The sequence below is a fragment of the Kribbella sp. C-35 genome (genome assembly GCF_046549195.1).
GTDB lineage: Bacteria > Actinomycetota > Actinomycetes > Propionibacteriales > Kribbellaceae > Kribbella.
This window is the reverse complement of sequence record NZ_JAJPWG010000003.1, coordinates 982885-998870: the sequence shown is the minus strand read 5'-3', so window position 1 is coordinate 998870 and position 15986 is coordinate 982885. Positions and strand designations below refer to the sequence as shown.

Below are 15986 nucleotides of genomic sequence, written 5' to 3'. Positions count from 1 at the left end.
CCGGTACGGCGAACGCGGTACAGCGAGAAGCCCACCGGGAGCAGACGCGAGCGACGGCCGCGCGCCGGGAGCATCGGTCGCATGGCTACGTACCTCTATCGGCTCGGCCGATTCGCGTTCCGCCGCCGCCGGTTCGTACTCCTGATCTGGCTGGGACTGCTGGCTGCCGGAGCAGTCGGCGCCGGCACGCTGTCCGGCCCGACCGCCAACGGCTTCTCGATCCCCGGCACCGAGTCGCAGCGTGCCGCGGACCTGCTCAACGACCGCTTCCCGCAGGCCGGCGCCGACGCCGCGACCGCCCGGATCGTGTTCGAGGCGCCAGCCGGCCAGAAGCTCACCGACACGCCACCGGTCCAGCAGACGTTGGACCGCCTCGCGGCCGCGCCACAGGTCGCCCGCGTCGTGGATCCCTTTACCGCCAAGGCGATCTCTCCCGACGGCCGCACCGGCTACGCGCAGGTCACCTACAAGGTCACCGCGCAGGAGGTCACCCCCGAGGCGCAGCAGGCAGTCGCCGATGCGGTCGCACCCGCCCGCGCGGCCGGCCTCACCGTCGAGTTCGGCGGGGACGCGCTGCAACCGCAGGGCGAGCAGCAGCTCACCGAGGTGATCGGTATCGGCGTGGCTGCCGTCGTACTGCTGATCACCTTCGGCTCGTTGATCGCGGCCGGCCTGCCGTTGCTGTCGGCAATCATCGGGGTCGGCCTCGGGGTGACCGCGATCTCGACCATCAGCGGTTTCGTCGACATCGGATCCGGAACGCCGATCCTCGCGCTGATGATCGGCCTCGCGGTCTCCATCGACTACGCGCTCTTCATCATGTCCCGCTACCGGCATGAGCTGAGCACCGGGCTGGAGCCCGAGGAGGCGGTCGGCCGCGCGGTCGGTACCGCCGGCTCAGCGGTGGTCTTCGCCGGTCTGACCGTGGTGATCGCGCTGGCCGGACTGTTCGTGGTCGACATCCCGTTCCTCACCCAGATGGGCCTGGCCGCCGCGTTCACCGTGGTCATCGCGGTCGCGATCGCACTCACCCTGCTGCCGGCGCTGCTCGGGTTCGCCGGGCGGCGGGTGCTCGGCGGCCGGATCCCTGGTCTGCGTGGCGGCGATCCGGAAGCGGCCGGTCGGACGACGATCGGGCGCCGGTGGGCAGGCTTCATCACCCGGCGTCCGTTGGCGGTGCTGGTGGTGACCGTGATCGGTCTCGGCACGCTCGCGATCCCGGCGACCGACCTCGAACTCGGGCTGCCCGACGACAGCACCGCGGCGCCCGACTCCACGCAGCGCAAGGCGTACGAAATGCTCTCCGAGGGCTTCGGGCCCGGGTTCAACGGGCCGCTGATGGTGGTCGTGGACGCCGGCGCGTCCTCCGATCCGCGTACGGCGGCCACCGCGACCGCAGCCGCCGTACGCGGGCTGCCTGACGTGACGATGGTGACGCCGCCGGTCTTCAACCCGGCCGGAAACACGGCGTTGCTGACCGTGATCCCGTCGAGCGGTCCGAGTACGCAACAGACCAAGGACCTGGTCGAGGCGATCCGGGCGATGCCCGACAACGATCGCGCCGAGGTGGCGGTCACCGGCGCGACCGCGGTCAGCATCGACATCTCGGACAAGCTCGGCGGCGCGCTGCTGCCGTACCTGTCGCTCATCATCGGGCTCGCGTTCCTGCTGCTGATGCTGGTGTTCCGCTCGATCCTGGTGCCGTTGAAGGCGACGCTCGGGTTCCTGCTCACCGTCGTGGCGACGTTCGGCGCCCTCGTCGCGGTGTTCCAGTGGGGCTGGCTGGCCGGGTTGTTCGGTATCTCGGGACAGACCGGGCCGGTGATCAGCATGCTGCCGATCTTCCTGATCGGGGTCGTGTTCGGGCTCGCGATGGACTACCAGATCTTCCTGGTGACGCGGATGCGCGAGGAGCACGTCCACGGCGCCGCGCCGCGGGCGGCGGTGGTCGACGGGTTCGCGCACGGGGCGCGGGTGGTGACCGCGGCGGCCGTGATCATGACCGCGGTGTTCTCCGGGTTCATCCTGTCCGGCGAGACGCTGATCCGCGAGATGGGCTTCGGGCTGGCCCTCGCGGTCGCTCTCGACGCGTTCGTCGTACGGATGACCGTCGTACCGGCGGTGATGGCGCTTCTCGGGCGGCACGCCTGGTATCTCCCCGCCTGGCTGAACCGCCTCCTCCCGAACGTCGACGTCGAAGGCGACTCCCTCCGCCGGCAGCCGGCGGTCGAACGGGAAACTGAACCGGTTGGGTGATCGCGGCCACTGACAGGGACCGGATCGGCCCGGATCATGGCCGCCATGATCCGGGAAATGATGAAGTCGAAGGTGCACCGGGCGACGGTGACGCAGGCGGATCTGGATTATGTCGGGTCGTGCACGCTGGACGCGGCCTTGATGGAGGCGGCCGACCTGTTGCCCGGCGAGAAGGTGGACATCGTCGACATCACCAACGGTCAGCGGCTGTCGACGTACCTGATCGAAGGACCGCGCGGGTCCGGGATCGTCGGGATCAACGGGGCCGCGGCGCACCTGATCCACCCAGGTGACCTGGTGATCCTGATCGCGTACGGGATGTTCGACACCGCCGAGGCGAAGGTCTTCGAGCCGAGCGTAGTCTTCGTGGACGAGGACAATGCGATCACCCGCATCGGTTCCGACCCCGCCGAGGCGCTGCCCGACAGCGGCACGCTTCGCGGCGACCAACTGCACACCCCGCGTTGAGACGAGGACAGGTCGAGGATGACCGAGAACACTGCTGACACCGTCGCACCCAAGACCGCGTCGCACGACAACGAGCCGAGCGCGAAGCTGCGTGCGTTCATGAACTCCGGCTGGGCGGACTCCGAGCGGCACGACCTGTCGCTGAGCGACGTCGGCGTGTGGGCGGCGAAGCGCCGCGACGCGCTGTCGCAGGCGTTCCCCGGCGAGCGGCTCGTGATCCCGGCCGGCACCTACAAGGTCCGCTCGAACGACACCGACTACGTCTTCCGGCCGCACACCGACTACGTGTGGCTGACCGGCAACCAGACCTCCGACGCGGTGCTCGTCCTGGAGCCGAACGGCACCACCGGCCACGACTCGGTGCTGTATTTCCGCCCGCGCGCCGACCGCTCGCAGGGCGAGGAGTTCTGGCGCGACCGGATGTACGGCGAGCTGTGGGCCGGGCGGCGTCCGTCGCTGACCGAGACCGCCAAGGAGTTCGGGATCGAGACGCGGCATGTCGACCAGTTGGCCGACGCGCTGAAGAGCGACGTACCCACGCGGGTACGGCGCGGCGAGGACGAGTCGATCGCATCCCTGCTGAGCGGCGCCCGGACGGAGCAGCTCAAGGACGGCGAGTTCGCGGCGACGCTGTCCGAGCTCCGGCTGGTCAAGGACGCGTACGAGCTCGAGCAGTTGCGGGACGCCGTCGCGATCACGCACCGCGGTTTCTCCGACGTACTCGCCGAGATGGACAAGGTCCGGCAGTACGGCGAACGCTGGATCGAGGGCACGTTCTGGCGCCGGGCCCGTGCCGAGGGCAACGACGTCGGGTACACGTCGATCGCCGCGGCAGGTCCGCACGCGACCACGCTGCACTGGATCGAGAACGACGGCCCGGTGAACGACGGCACGCTGATGCTGCTCGACATGGGCGTCGAGAACCGGCAGCTGTACACCGCGGACATCACGCGGACGCTGCCCGTGAACGGTGAGTTCACGCCACGCCAGCGGGACCTGTACCAGCTGGTGCTGGACGCTCAGAACGCCGGGATCGCGGCCCTCACGCCGGGTGCGACGTTCCGCGCCGGGCACGAGGCGGCGATGGAGCTCATCGTGCGCGGCCTGGACGCGATGGAGCTGCTGCCGGTGTCGGCCGAGGAGGCGCTCGACCCCGAGAGCCGCCTGTACCAGCGCTACACCCTGCACGGCGTCAGCCACATGCTCGGCCTCGACGTCCACGACTGCTCCGCGGCCCGCGACGAGAACTACCGCAAGGGCCCCGTCCAGCCCGGCTACGTCCTCACCGTCGAGCCCGGCCTCTACTTCCAGTCCGACGACCTCACTGTCCCCGAGGACCTCCGCGGCATCGGCATCCGCATCGAGGACGACATCCTCATCACCGACGGCGCCCCGGAAAACCTCTCCGAAGCCATGCCCCGCACGGTCGAGGGCATCCAGGACTGGATGTCCTCCTAGCCCACGCGCTCGTGGCGGTGGTGTGGGGCGAACTCACCCAGTTTGCCGGTTCTGAGCCGCATCCGGACCAGCATTTCGACCGTGGCGGTCGCCGCCGCCACACCGTCGATCACACTCACCCCGAGCGCGGCCGACAGGTCGTGACACAGGTCGGCCATGCCCGCGCAGCCCAGCACGATGGCGTCCGAACCGTCCAGCGCTAGTGCCTCCTCGCAGGCGCGGAGGATGGTGGCCCGGGCGTGCGGATCCGTCTCCAGCGCAAGGACCGGGATCTCGCACGCGTGGATCCCCCGGCACTGCCTCGCGACGCCGTACTCCTCGGTCAGGTCGTGCGCATGGCCGACGGTCCGGGCCAAGGTCGTGACGACGCTGAACCCGCGGCCCAGGTACGACGCCGTACGCATCCCGGCCTCCGCGATGCCGACGACCGGCCCGCGGGCGAGCTCCCGCGCCGCCTTCAACCCCGGATCACCGAAGCACGCGATGACGTACCCGTCGTACCCGGCCGATTCGCCGTCGGCGATCTCCTGGAGCAGGCCTGGTACGGCGAGGGCGTCGTCGACATGACTCTCGATGGCGGCGGGCCCGTGGCGCGGACTCACCGCGTCGACGGTGACACCCGGACCCGCGACGGCCCGGGCGCACTCGCCGATCATGGCGGTCATCGACGCGGTGGTGTTGGGGTTGATGACCTTGATGCGCATTGGTGTCAGACCATCTCCTCGGACTGCTCAGCCTGCTCAGCCTGCTCGGACTGCTCGGACGCGACTCCGGCCCGCCTCGCGAGGACCGTGTAGAGGGCGAAGCCGACGCCGCAGCCGATGAACCAGCTGTAGTCGCTGATCCAGAGCCCGGCGCCCACCCAGCGGGGCACGAGAACCGACGCGACCGAGACCACGCCAGCGGCGATCACGGATTGGACGGCGACCGGGTTGTAGCCCTTGCGGTAGTAGTACGCGCCGTCCTTGTCGAGCGTGAACAGGTCGTCCACAACGACTTTCTGCCGGCGGATCAGGTAGAAGTCCGCGATCAGGATGCCGAACAGCGGGCCGATCAGCGCGCCGAGGATGCCCAGTGTGTAGTGGATCGCCGTGTCGTTGTTGTACCAGTTCCACGGCGTCAGGAGCACCGAGCCGACCGCGGCGATCATGCCGCCCATCCGCCAGCTGATCTTCTGCGGGCTGACGTGCGAGAAGTCGAACGCCGGCGAGATGAAGTTCGCGACGATGTTGATGCCCACGGTCGCCGTGACGAAGGTGGCCGCGCCCAGCAGGATCGCGAACGTGTTGTCGATCCGCTCCACCGTCTTGATCGGGTCCGTCAGAAGTTCGCCGTACACCGGAACCGTGGCGCCCGCGGTGAGCACGGTCAGCAGCGAGAAGAAGATGAAGTTGATCGGCAGGCCCCAGAAGTTGCCCTTCCGTACGCTCTGGAAGCTGCGGCCGTAGCGGGCGAAGTCGCCGAAGTTCAGCATCGGGCCGGAGAAGTACGAGACGACCAGGGCGATCGCGCTCAGCATCGTGCCGATCGTGGCCCACCCGGACAGGCTGTGGTTGGACAGGTTGAGGTCGATGGTGAAGTCGGACTTGACCAGCAGGTAGGCGCAGAGCAGCAGCATCGTCACGTAGACGGCCGGACCGGCCAGGTCGATGAACTTCCGGATGCTCTCCATCCCGCGCCAGAACAGGGCGGCCTGCGCGACCCACAGGATCGCGAAGCTGACGTAGCCGAGCACCGACAGACCGGCGAAACCGTGCACATCCGCATCCGCCCAAGGACCCAGTCCGGGCCAGAGCTTGAGGAACACGATGTTCAGCGACTCGGCTGCCAGGAAGGTCTGGACGCCGTACCAGGCGACGGCGATCAGGCCGCGAATGATGGCGGGGATATTCGCGCCCAGTACGCCGAAGGAGACCCGGCTGATGACCGGGTACGGAACGCCCGCGAGCTGGCTCGGTTTTGCGACCAGGTTGCAGAAGAATTGCACGATGCAGATACCGGCGATCAGGCAGACGAATACTTGCCAGCTGGTCAGGCCGAGCGCGAACAAACTGCCCGCGGTGAGATAGCCGCCGACACTGTGCACGTCGGACATCCAGAACGCGAAGATGTTGTAGCTGCGCCAGGTCTGCTGCTTCAGCGGCGCGAGATCCTCGTTCGTCAACCGTGGATGGTAGTCACGCTGCACGAGTTCGGTCACCATGCTGTACTCCTCCGGCCTGGGCCGCGGGCGGATCGCGCGACCAGTGAACCGAAGCTAGGAATAACGTGTTTCGCGGAATGACGTCCATGGTGAACGGCCGGTTTCCGTTCAAATATAGGAAAAGCGGCGCAAATATAGGAAAGCCGCGTCAGGCGGGGTCGGCGAAGCATTCCGGGTCGTCGGCGAACTCCGAGATCGCGCTCTTCAGATGCGCGTAGTGCCGCTCCGACTCGGCGATCAGCGTCTCGGTGTCGCGCGCGACGTACGCCGCGATCAGCCGCTCGTGGTCCGCATGGAACCCGGCCCGCTCGTGCGCCCGGACCCGCGACATCGGCCTGGCCGGCTCGGTGATGTTCCACGCGGTTTCGTACATCCGGATCAGCCGGTGCATCCCCGACGGCTCGATCAGCGCGAAGTGGAACCGGCGGGTCGCGGCAGCGTACTCACGGTCACCGGCGGCCCCCGCATCGGCCAGCGATCCGTGGGCGTCCCGGATCCGGTCGTGGTCGATCGCGGTCGCGTTGACAGCCGCCGCACGCAGCGCCGCGGACTCCAGCGCCTGGCGTACGTCGTACAGCTCGCGGAACTCCAGAAACGTCAGCTTGGCCACCCGGTACCCGACGTGCGGACGATGCTCGACCAGCCCTTCCCCGAACAAGGTCTTCAACGCCTCACGCACCGGAATAGCACTGACCCCGAAGAACGCCGCCACCTCGTCGATCGGCACCGCCGTCCCCGGCGGCTGATCCCCGGTCAGAATCGCATGCCGCAGATCACTCTCAACCGGCGGCATCTCCCCCGCAGCAGCGGCAGTCCGCACCAACCGCGAAGTGAAGTCCGACGGTCTACGCATCTCCGGACGATAAGCCCCGCTCGAACCGCCTGTCGAGGAGCCGCGACGCCTCGAACAGCCGCCGCCCGGGCCCTGGCGCGAGGCCCGTCGGCGGCTGATCGGTGACCTGAGCTACCAAATGCGGACGCGGTCCTCGGGGGCCAGCCACATGCCGTCGGACTCGGCGGTATTGAAGGTGTTGTGGAATTCGTCGATGTTCTTCACCACCGCGTTGCAGCGGAACTCGGGGGGTGAGTGGGGGTCGATGGTGAGGCGGCGGGCGGCTTCTTCGGGGCGGGTTTTGGTGGCCCAGGCGTGGGCCCAGGCGGCGAAGAAGCGTTCGCTGCCGGACTGGTCGTCGGTGTCGGCGCCGTCCAGGGACAGCTGGTAGGCGACGTACGCGATGGACAGTCCGCCGAGGTCGCCGATGTTCTCGCCGAGGGTGAGTTTGCCGTTGACGTGCTGGCCGGGAGTTTCGCCCGGCTCGAGCGCGTCGTACTGCGCGACGAGTTTGTCGGTGCGCTGCTCGAAGGCGGCGCGGTCCGCGTCGGTCCACCAGTCGTTCAGGTTGCCGTCGGCGTCGTACCGCGATCCCTGGTCGTCGAAGCCGTGACCGATCTCGTGGCCGATCACCGCGCCGATCGCGCCGTAGTTGGTGGCGTCGTCGGCGACCAGGTCGAAGAACGGCGGCTGCAGGATGCCGGCCGGGAAGACGATCTCGTTCATCCGCGGGTTGTAGTACGCGTTGACGGTCTGCGGCGTCATCCGCCACTCTTTCCGGTCGACCGGCTTGCCGAGTTTGGCGAGGTCCCGCGCGGTCTCCACCGCGACCGAGCGGCGGACGTTGCCGAACAGGTCGGCCGGGTCGATCTCGAGGGCCGAGTAGTCCTTCCACTCGTCCGGGTACCCGATCTTCGGGACGAAGGTGCCGAGCTTCTCGAGCGCCCGCTGCCGCGTGTCCGGGCCCATCCAGTCCAGCGCCTCGATCCGCTGCCGGTAGGCGGCGACCAGGTTCTGCACGAGCTCGACCATGCGGGCCTTGGCGTCCGGCGGGAAGTGCTCGGCGACATACAGCTTGCCGAGGGCCTCACCAAGCGCCGACTCGACCGCGCCCACGGCGCGCTTCCAGCGCTCGCGCAGCTCGGGCGCACCGGTCAGGGTCTTGCCGTAGAACGCGAAGTTCTCGTTGACGAACGCCTGGCTCAGCAGCGGCGCGGCGCTGTGCACGACCCGCCAGCTCAGCCACTCCTTCCACCGGTCGATGTCGACCTCCTGCAGCGCGGCCGCGGCGGCGGTCAGGAAGTCCGGCTCGCGGACGACGACCTCCGCGAACGCACTCTCCGGTACGCCGGCACCGGCCAGCCACGTCGCCCAGTCGAACCCGGGCGTCAACTCCTCGAGCCCGGCCCGGTCGAGCTTGTTGTACGTGAGCTGGACGTCGCGCTCCTTCACCCGGTCCCAGTGCGCGCCGGCGATCCGGGTCTCCAGCTCGAGGATCCGCTCGGCGGCGGCGGTCCCGTCGGACAACCCGGCGAGCTCGAGCAGGGTCCGCACGTGCTCGACGTACGCCGTCCGGATCGCGGCGAAGCTGTCCTCGCGGTAGTACGACTCGTCGGGCAGGCTGAGGCCGCCCTGGGTCAGGTGGACGATGTTCTCGTCGGACTTCTTCGCGTCGGCGTCGACCCAGTAGTGGAAGACCCCCGGCACACCCTGCAGTTCGAGCTGCCCGAGGACGGACGTCAGCCCGGCCAGGTCGGTCACGCCCGCGACGAGGGCGAGCTGCTCGGCGATCGGCTCGGCGCCCAGCCGCTCGACCGTCTCGGTGTCCATGAAGCTGCTGTAGAGGTCGGCGATCTTCCGCGGCTCGCTGCCTTCCGGATGCCCGGCCGCCACGGTCTTCTCGACGATCGCGCGGACGTCCTGCTCGGCGGTGTCCCAGAGCGCGTGGAACGCACCGTGGATCGCCTTGTCCGCGGGAATCTCGTGCTCCGCCAGCCACGTCCCGTTCACGAACCGGTACAGATCGTCCTGTGGGCGAACCGCCGCCGAGTCGTCGATTCCTGCTGTCATCCCTGACCCCTTGTCCCAAGTCGAGTTGCTGCCAGCGAACATACCCGGTTCGCGAATCCGCCGGTTTGAACTATCCACAGGACCGGCCCGTTCACCCAGTAAACGAACAGGGAGGACACCGCCCATGTCACACCTCGTACGTCGCCGCACCGCACTCGCCGGCCTGCCCGCCGTACTGCTGGGCCTGGCGAGCACCTCGGCAGCAAGCGCCGCACCGACCACTGAACCGTTCCCCAGCAAGTTCGCCCTGCCGAACGGATTCCAGCCGGAAGGCATCGCGATCGCCCGCGGTACGGCGTACTTCGGTTCCCGCGCCGACGGGGACATCTACGCCGCCGACCTGCGGACCGGCCGGGGCAAGGTGATAAGCCAAGGCCCGGGCACCGGTTCGCTCGGGATGAAGGTCGACCGGTTCGGCCGCCTCTTCGTCGCCGGAGCCGCCGGAGGGAACGGCCGGGTGATCGACACCCGCACCGGCGAGGTCCTGGCCAGCTACACGTTCACCACCGCGACGCCGACCTTCGTGAACGACGTCATCCTCGCCAAGGACGGCGCGTACTTCACCGACTCGCAACAGCCCGTTTTCTACCGAGTCGCCGGCGCGAAGCCCGAGACGGTCCCGCTCACCGGTGACTATCAGCACCTGCCCGGCAACAACGCGAACGGCATCTCGCTGACCCCGGACGGCCGCGCGCTGATCATGGTGCAGTCGTCGACCGGCTTCCTTCTCCGGGTCGACCCACACACGGGTGTGGCCCGGCGGATCGATCTCGGCGACGCGCTGATGACCAACGGCGACGGCCTGCTCCTTCTCGGCCGCACGCTGTACGTCGTCCAGAACCGGCTGAACAAGATCGCAGTACTCAACCTGAACCACACCGGCACGAGGGGCGAGGTGGTCGGCGAGCTGACCAGCCCGACCTTCGACGTACCGACGACCGTCGCGGCGTTCGGCAACCGCCTCTACCTGCCGAACGCCCGCTTCACAACGTCACCGACTCCCACCACGGAGTACTGGGTCACAGCAGTCGAACGCTGAACCGTTCCCGGCTGCCACCGAGCGTCCTACCGTGTGCCGAAGGGGAGGCACCATGAACATCCGCAACGTCACGGCACTACTAGGGTTGCCAGCTCTCATGCTGGGGCTCGTCACGACGTCAGCCGCCGAGGCCACCGCCCCGCCCGCGCAAGGTCCGGCTGTCGTCAAGCACTCCGTCGACGACGGCATGTGCGATCACATCCGGTTCGGATCAGCCTCGGACAAGCAGTCCAGGGTGTTCCCGGCACGGATCAAGCTGCCGGACGGATTCCAGCCGGAAGGCATCGCGATCAGCGGCAGTACGGCGTACTTCGGTTCGCTGGCCGACGGCGACATCTACGCCGCCGCACTGCGCACCGGCCGCGGCAAGGTGATCAGCCAGGGACCCGGTACGCCGTCGGTCGGCCTGAAAGCGGACAACCGCGGGCGGCTCTGGATCGCCGGAGGCTCGAGCGGTACGGCGCGCGTCGTCGACATCCGCACCGGGAAGATCCTGAAGAGCTACCCGCTGACCACCGAGCCGGCGACGTTCGTGAACGATGTCGTGCTGAGTAAGACCAGTGCGTGGTTCACGGACTCCAGCCGGCCCGTCGTCTACCAGGTGCCGATCGGCCGCCACGGCCGGCTGCTGAACCAGGTGCGGACCGTGCCGCTGACCGGCGACTACGTGCACGATCCGACCGGGTTCAACGGCAACGGCATCACGCTGACGCCGGACGGCCGCGCGGTGATCATTGTGCAGTCGTCGACCGGGTTCCTGTTCCGGGTCGATCCGCGGACCGGCGTCACCCAGCGCGTCGACCTCGGCGGCACGCTGATGACGAACGGCGACGGCATGCTGCTGCTCGGCCGCACGCTGTACGTCGTGCAGAACTTCCTCAACCAGGTCGCGGTGGTGCAGCTGAACCGGGCCGGGACGACGGGCACGCAGATCCGGACCATCACCGATCCGGGCTTCGACATCCCGACGACCGCGGCCGCGTTCGGGAACCGGCTCTACCTGGCCAACGCCCGGTTCAGCACCCCGCCGACGCCCACGACGCCCTATTGGGCAACGGCGGTACGCCGCTGAGGGTCAGCGAACGGTGCGGAGGTCGCCTCGGGCTGCAGCCTTGAGGCGGCTTCCGCACGACAGGCGCACGGAATAGCCGGCCGGGATGTTCAGCGGCTCGCCGGTCTGCGGGTTGCGGCCGGTGCGCGGGGCGCGCATGACGCGCTCGATGCTGAGCAGGCCGGTCAGCGACACTTTGTCGCCGCGCTGCACGGCCTCGGTGACGACGTCACCCAGCGCGTCGATGACCTTCTCGGCCTGCCCCCGCGGGATACCCGCCTTCTGCGCCACGCCGGCGATCAGTTCGTTCCGGTTCACGGCTCTCCTCAGACTCGGTTCAACCTTCCGAACCGCACCTTAACCGAAATGATTGTCGTTAGCGAGAAGCATCCGCATACCGGTCACAAACCGTCGCGGTCATGCCAGTGGTTCTGCCAGCGGTCGTCGATCGCGTCGTCGGCGCGCTGGTAGCGGATGTCGGTCGACAGGCGCAGTTCCGTCGACACGTTGTCGAGCGCCGCGTGGACGGTGTGCGCGGTGTGCACGACGACGTCTCCGGCCGCGTAGTCCGTGACCAGCCAGTTGGCGTCGTACTGCGTGGCCAGAGCGGGCAGGTCCGCGGTGATGGACGCAGCCGGGCGCTTCAGCCGGCCGGCAGCCTCTTCCTCGAGCACCTTGTGGTGGCTGCCCTCCAGGTAGGTCAGTCCGCCGCGGCTGACCGGACAGTCACCCAGTGGGATCCACGCGGACAGCACCTGGTCACTGCCGCCGCGCAGGTAGACGAGGTCGTAGTGGGCCTGTGTCGCCGTACCGATGCCGTTCTCACCCGGCGCTGTCTGCCGGATGATCTTCCGGCGGTGCAGGAACGGCTCACCACCGAGGAACCACTCGAACCAGCCCTTCAACGCCGGCTGCGCGCAGAAGGCCGCGTACTCGGGCCCCGGCACGATCTCCTCGAACAGCACCTTCCGGTACGACGCTCTGTCCGCAGCAGCCCCCGTCAACCCGAGGTAGTACTCCCGGAACGCCCGTACCACCGCAGGGTCCAGCAGACCGGTCAGGAACAGATACCCGTCCCGCTGCAACCGCTTCCGCAGCAGCGACCGATCTCCCCGCTCCCCGGCGGGCACCGCAACCAGTTCACCCAACCGTCGTTCATCGAGCACGTATCCGTTAGACGTCAGCACACCGCCATTCCACCGGCGTACGGCGCTCAACGGAATGGACACCCGCTCCGGCTTCTTGGACTCTTGTAGCCGTGCAGAACTGGTCGACCTACCTGACACCAGGCGCTGTCGAGAGCCAACTTGGACTCTTCTGTCTCGGCGCCGGCGAACAGACGCATGGCGCCGAGCCCGCACCGGACCGGGCGCTCGGCTGTCACGCTCTCGTCTGGCTGAGAGAAGGCCGCGGCCACCTGCTGCACGGTCCGGATCGTCAACTGCACGAGGTACGCGCACCTGCGATGCTCTGGCTCTTCCCCGGCGTTCTGCACGGCTACCGCCCCGCAACACGCTGGCGTCAGGCATGGACCCTGTTCAGCGGACCTGCGACCGCAGCACTCACCTCACTCGGACACCTCGATCCCAGCCAACCAGTCCGCCGGTACGGCGACCCGCGTCCGATCGACCGCGCGTTCACCCGGCTCCTCCGCATCAGCACGCAGCACAACGCCGTACAGCTCACGGGAGCGCTCTACGACCTGATCGGTCAGGCTGGAACGAATTCTGGTGACGGAGTCGCCGCACGGCTCGCTGAGCTCGCGTGTACACCGATGAGCATTCAGGACTACGCCAGTGAGCTAGGACTCACCGTGAACGAGTTACGCGACGCAGTACGCCGTACGACGGGTTCAACACCGCAGGAGCTCGTTCTGAGCGCCAGACTCAGCTCTGCAAAGGTTTTGCTCGCCGAGGAGGACCTGTCCGTGGCCGCTGTCGCACGGAGGGTCGGCTACGACGACCCGGCGTACTTCAGCCGCCTGTTCGCCGCCAGAGTTGGGATGTCGCCGATCGCGTTCCGGCGATCCGGTTCGATCTCCGGGCCGATTTCCTCCCTTTGAAGGAGGCGCCATCGACTTTCCGACGTGTAAAACCATTCACTGGGGTGACGTGTTCGAGGGCCGGTCACCGATACGGTCATGGCTATGAGTGAAACGCAGCCCATCGACCCGCGACAGGCGAACCCGGCGCGACGCCCGAAGAAGCGCCGCAACTGGTTCCTCCGGACCGTCGGACTGATCGTCCTGCTGTTCGTTCTGATGCTGATCGCGGTCCCGCTCTACGCCTGGAGCCGGATCGACAAGCTCGACGCGATGCCCACCGGCGAGCGGCCGGCCGAGACCCCGGGTACGACGTACCTGATGGTCGGATCGGACGCCCGCGAGGACCTCAGCCGGGCCGAGCGCGCCCGGCTGCACACCGGCGGCGACGCCGGCCCGCCGCGGACCGACTCGATCATGCTGATGCACGTCCCGAAGTCCGGGCCGACGGTGCTGATCAGCATCCCGCGCGACAGCGCGGTGAACATTCCCGGCGTCGAGGGCAAGCAGAAGATCAACGCCGCCTTCAACAGGGGCCCGGCGGCCCTGATCCAGACGATCGAGAACAACACCGGGCTGCGCATCGACCACTACGTCGAGGTCGGCTTCGGCGGTTTCGCCAGCGTCATCGACAGTGTCGGCGGCATCAAGATGTGTTTGCCCAAGGCAATGAAGGACAAGGACGCGCACATCGATCTGCCGGCCGGCTGCCAGGAGCTGGACGGCGTCAACGCGCTCGGCTACGTGCGGTCCCGGAAGGCCGACGGCCAGAACGACTTCGGCCGGACCGAGCGGCAGCGGCAAATGGTCGGCGCGGTCGCGAAGAAGGCGGCCTCGCCGTCGACGTTCCTGAACCCGGTGCGGTACTACAACGTCGCGACCAAGGGCGTCGACGCGCTGACCGTGGACAAGGACATGAGCCTGTTCGACTTCATCCGGTTCGCCCGCGGCATGCAGGCGATCTCCGGCAGCGGCGGCGTCGCGCTGAGCGTGCCGACCAGCGACGACAACTTCCAGCTGTGCTGCGACCGCGGTGACGCGGTGAAGTGGGACACCAAGAAGGCGAAGGCGCTCTTCGACGCGCTCAAGGAAGACAACACCAGCGGCCTGAAGAGCAGTTGACCGTCCTCGTCCACGCGGTGGTGAGCCTGGGGATGCTCATCGTCGTACCTCTCGGACTCACTCTCCTGCCGACGCGAACCGCCAGCAATCGCTGGTGGTTCGCGTTTGCCGTTCCTGGTGCGGCGGCTCTGTGGCTGCCACGTGGTGCGGTGTCGATCGTGCTGGCGTCGGTCTACTTCGTCGGCACGCTCGTCCTCATCGCACTGGCCGCACGGCACTTCTTTCAGCACAGGACCGTCAGCACGCGACAGGTGGCGCTCTACACCGCGCTGGCCACGCCGTCGATCGCAGCGCTCGCACTGGTCGCCGAGCGTTCGTCGTACGAGCTGTTCGGCTTCAACCTGACCGTGCTGTCGCTGACGGTCGCCCACTTCCATTTCGCGGGCTTCGCTGCCGCACTGATGGCCTACCTGGCTGCGGACGGCTTAGCAGCAGTGAGCGTTCCGCTGGGTACTGCGATCGTTCTGCTCGGGTTCTTCCTAGGTGACCCGGTGGAGCTCGCAGGAGCGGTCGTACTGACCACAGGTATGTGGCTGGTCGGCTGGAACCTGTGGAAGCGGTCGCGGCACACAGACCGAGGTACTGCGGCACTCCTAGTCATCTCGGGATCAGTGCTGGTGGTCACGATGCTGCTCGCCGTCAGCTGGGCGTTGGGACATGTGGTGGACACGCCGTACCTACCGTTGGAGTGGATGGTCGCCACGCACGGTGTGGCGAATGCGGTTGGCTTTGCGCTGTGCGGCGTACTGGCGATGCGACGGGAAGGGGCCCGATGAAGCTGGAAGACCTGGCGGGGTTGCGGTTCACGTACGACGACGTGGGCTCGACGCAGTACGACGAGACGCCCGAGGGCTACCACCGACTGGAGTACCGGGAGCGGATCGGCGAGGGAGACGAGGTGTTTCAGCGGGCTGCTGATGCGTTGCTGACGTGGCGCATGCACCGCGGCGCCGGCATCCCGGTGACAGCGACCGCTACACCACCGCAGGTCGGCACCGACTCGCTGGCCCGCCTCGGACCTGGCATGCTGATCCGTCGCCTCCGGACGCAGGTAGGGCTTCCGGTCCCGTGCCGGGTTGTCTGGGTCGTCAACGAACCGGACCGCATCGGCTTCGCGTACGGCACCTTGGAGGGCCACCCCGAGGCCGGCGAGGAGTCCTTCCTCATCACCCGCGACCCGGACGGCATCCACGCCACCGTCCGCGCCTACAGCCGCCCTGCCACCTGGTACACCCACCTGGCAGGCCCCATCACCCGCAAGGCCCAGCACTACGCCGCCACGCGCTACACCGCAGCCCTCCGCCGCCTCGCCGCATAGCAAAGGCCCCGCAGAGCTCATACCTATGCGGGGCCGCGACCTTTGTACCGTCTGTAGCCACACCAGCGTTTGAGCGACACGCAAACAACCGGCGACAACCCGGGGTGCACTGCGAGCCGCAGTACTGC

General features: G+C 68.0%; 15 protein-coding genes. 9 read left to right on the top strand and 6 right to left on the bottom strand.

Annotation, left to right across the window (positions count from 1 at the left end):
- Positions 1–81 precede the first annotated feature (81 nt).
- Genes ACLJOO_RS24705 through ACLJOO_RS24695 form a run of 3 tightly spaced genes read left to right on the top strand, consistent with a single transcriptional unit; the run spans position 82 to position 4182 of the window.
- Positions 82–2256 carry an MMPL family transporter gene (locus ACLJOO_RS24705; RefSeq protein ID WP_410789741.1) on the top strand — a complete coding sequence of 725 codons (2175 nt, stop codon included), beginning with the start codon at positions 82–84 and terminating at the stop codon, positions 2254–2256.
- 45 nt (positions 2257–2301) lie between these two features.
- A complete protein-coding gene (panD, locus tag ACLJOO_RS24700; protein WP_410789740.1) occupies positions 2302–2724 on the top strand; it encodes an aspartate 1-decarboxylase in 423 nt (140 codons plus the stop codon).
- An 18-nt stretch (positions 2725–2742) separates the two neighbouring features.
- Positions 2743–4182, top strand: coding sequence for an aminopeptidase P family protein (locus tag ACLJOO_RS24695; protein WP_410789739.1), 1440 nt, complete (start codon positions 2743–2745; stop codon positions 4180–4182).
- On the opposite strand, the gene ACLJOO_RS24690 is transcribed toward ACLJOO_RS24695, so the two are convergent.
- From ACLJOO_RS24690 to ACLJOO_RS24675, 4 genes are all read right to left on the bottom strand, one after another.
- Positions 4179–4886 (bottom strand): aspartate/glutamate racemase family protein, encoded by a 708-nt coding sequence (locus ACLJOO_RS24690; protein ID WP_410789738.1) that lies wholly within the window; start codon positions 4884–4886, stop codon positions 4179–4181. The genes ACLJOO_RS24695 and ACLJOO_RS24690 overlap by 4 nt on opposite strands.
- 5 nt (positions 4887–4891) lie before the next feature.
- Positions 4892–6385, bottom strand: coding sequence for an NCS1 family nucleobase:cation symporter-1 (locus ACLJOO_RS24685; protein WP_410789737.1), 1494 nt, complete (start codon positions 6383–6385; stop codon positions 4892–4894).
- A gap of 148 nt (positions 6386–6533) precedes the next feature.
- Positions 6534–7238, bottom strand: a complete 705-nt coding sequence (locus tag ACLJOO_RS24680) for a GntR family transcriptional regulator (RefSeq protein ID WP_410789736.1) — start codon at positions 7236–7238, stop codon at positions 6534–6536.
- Positions 7239–7349: 111 nt separating this feature from the next.
- Positions 7350–9287, bottom strand: coding sequence for a M13 family metallopeptidase (locus ACLJOO_RS24675; RefSeq protein ID WP_410789735.1), 1938 nt, complete (start codon positions 9285–9287; stop codon positions 7350–7352).
- 124 nt (positions 9288–9411) lie between these two features.
- Between ACLJOO_RS24675 and ACLJOO_RS24670 the strand changes: the two genes are divergently transcribed.
- A complete protein-coding gene (locus ACLJOO_RS24670; RefSeq protein ID WP_410789734.1) occupies positions 9412–10326 on the top strand; it encodes an SMP-30/gluconolactonase/LRE family protein in 915 nt (304 codons plus the stop codon).
- A 52-nt stretch (positions 10327–10378) separates the two neighbouring features.
- Positions 10379–11398 (top strand): SMP-30/gluconolactonase/LRE family protein, encoded by a 1020-nt coding sequence (locus ACLJOO_RS24665; RefSeq protein ID WP_410789733.1) that lies wholly within the window; start codon positions 10379–10381, stop codon positions 11396–11398.
- 3 nt (positions 11399–11401) lie between these two features.
- On the opposite strand, the gene ACLJOO_RS24660 is transcribed toward ACLJOO_RS24665, so the two are convergent.
- A complete protein-coding gene (locus ACLJOO_RS24660) occupies positions 11402–11695 on the bottom strand; it encodes an HU family DNA-binding protein (protein ID WP_130383055.1) in 294 nt (97 codons plus the stop codon).
- 83 nt (positions 11696–11778) lie between these two features.
- Positions 11779–12543 (bottom strand): phytanoyl-CoA dioxygenase family protein, encoded by a 765-nt coding sequence (locus ACLJOO_RS24655; RefSeq protein WP_410789732.1) that lies wholly within the window; start codon positions 12541–12543, stop codon positions 11779–11781.
- A gap of 92 nt (positions 12544–12635) precedes the next feature.
- On the opposite strand from ACLJOO_RS24655, the gene ACLJOO_RS24650 reads away from it, so the two are divergent.
- From ACLJOO_RS24650 to ACLJOO_RS24635, 4 genes are all read left to right on the top strand, one after another.
- Positions 12636–13439 (top strand): helix-turn-helix domain-containing protein, encoded by an 804-nt coding sequence (locus ACLJOO_RS24650; protein ID WP_410789731.1) that lies wholly within the window; start codon positions 12636–12638, stop codon positions 13437–13439.
- 84 nt (positions 13440–13523) lie between these two features.
- A complete protein-coding gene (locus ACLJOO_RS24645) occupies positions 13524–14540 on the top strand; it encodes an LCP family protein (protein ID WP_410789730.1) in 1017 nt (338 codons plus the stop codon).
- Positions 14537–15316, top strand: coding sequence for a YndJ family protein (locus ACLJOO_RS24640; RefSeq protein ID WP_410789729.1), 780 nt, complete (start codon positions 14537–14539; stop codon positions 15314–15316). Before ACLJOO_RS24645 ends, ACLJOO_RS24640 begins: the two co-directional genes overlap by 4 nt.
- Positions 15313–15858: a DUF1990 family protein gene (locus tag ACLJOO_RS24635; RefSeq protein WP_410789728.1), complete on the top strand. Its 546-nt coding sequence runs from the start codon at positions 15313–15315 to the stop codon at positions 15856–15858. Before ACLJOO_RS24640 ends, ACLJOO_RS24635 begins: the two co-directional genes overlap by 4 nt.
- Positions 15859–15986: the final 128 nt, after the last annotated feature.

Coding starts and splice junctions, on each gene's coding strand:
- ACLJOO_RS24695 (WP_410789739.1), top strand. CDS start 2,743: ATGACCGAGAACACTGCTGACACCGTCGCACCCAAGACCGCGTCGCAC.
- ACLJOO_RS24635 (WP_410789728.1), top strand. CDS start 15,313: ATGAAGCTGGAAGACCTGGCGGGGTTGCGGTTCACGTACGACGACGTG.
- ACLJOO_RS24670 (WP_410789734.1), top strand. CDS start 9,412: ATGTCACACCTCGTACGTCGCCGCACCGCACTCGCCGGCCTGCCCGCC.
- ACLJOO_RS24705 (WP_410789741.1), top strand. CDS start 82: ATGGCTACGTACCTCTATCGGCTCGGCCGATTCGCGTTCCGCCGCCGC.
- ACLJOO_RS24685 (WP_410789737.1), bottom strand. CDS start 6,385: ATGGTGACCGAACTCGTGCAGCGTGACTACCATCCACGGTTGACGAAC.
- ACLJOO_RS24665 (WP_410789733.1), top strand. CDS start 10,379: ATGAACATCCGCAACGTCACGGCACTACTAGGGTTGCCAGCTCTCATG.
- ACLJOO_RS24690 (WP_410789738.1), bottom strand. CDS start 4,886: ATGCGCATCAAGGTCATCAACCCCAACACCACCGCGTCGATGACCGCC.
- ACLJOO_RS24680 (WP_410789736.1), bottom strand. CDS start 7,238: ATGCGTAGACCGTCGGACTTCACTTCGCGGTTGGTGCGGACTGCCGCT.
- panD (WP_410789740.1), top strand. CDS start 2,302: ATGATCCGGGAAATGATGAAGTCGAAGGTGCACCGGGCGACGGTGACG.
- ACLJOO_RS24645 (WP_410789730.1), top strand. CDS start 13,524: ATGAGTGAAACGCAGCCCATCGACCCGCGACAGGCGAACCCGGCGCGA.
- ACLJOO_RS24675 (WP_410789735.1), bottom strand. CDS start 9,287: ATGACAGCAGGAATCGACGACTCGGCGGCGGTTCGCCCACAGGACGAT.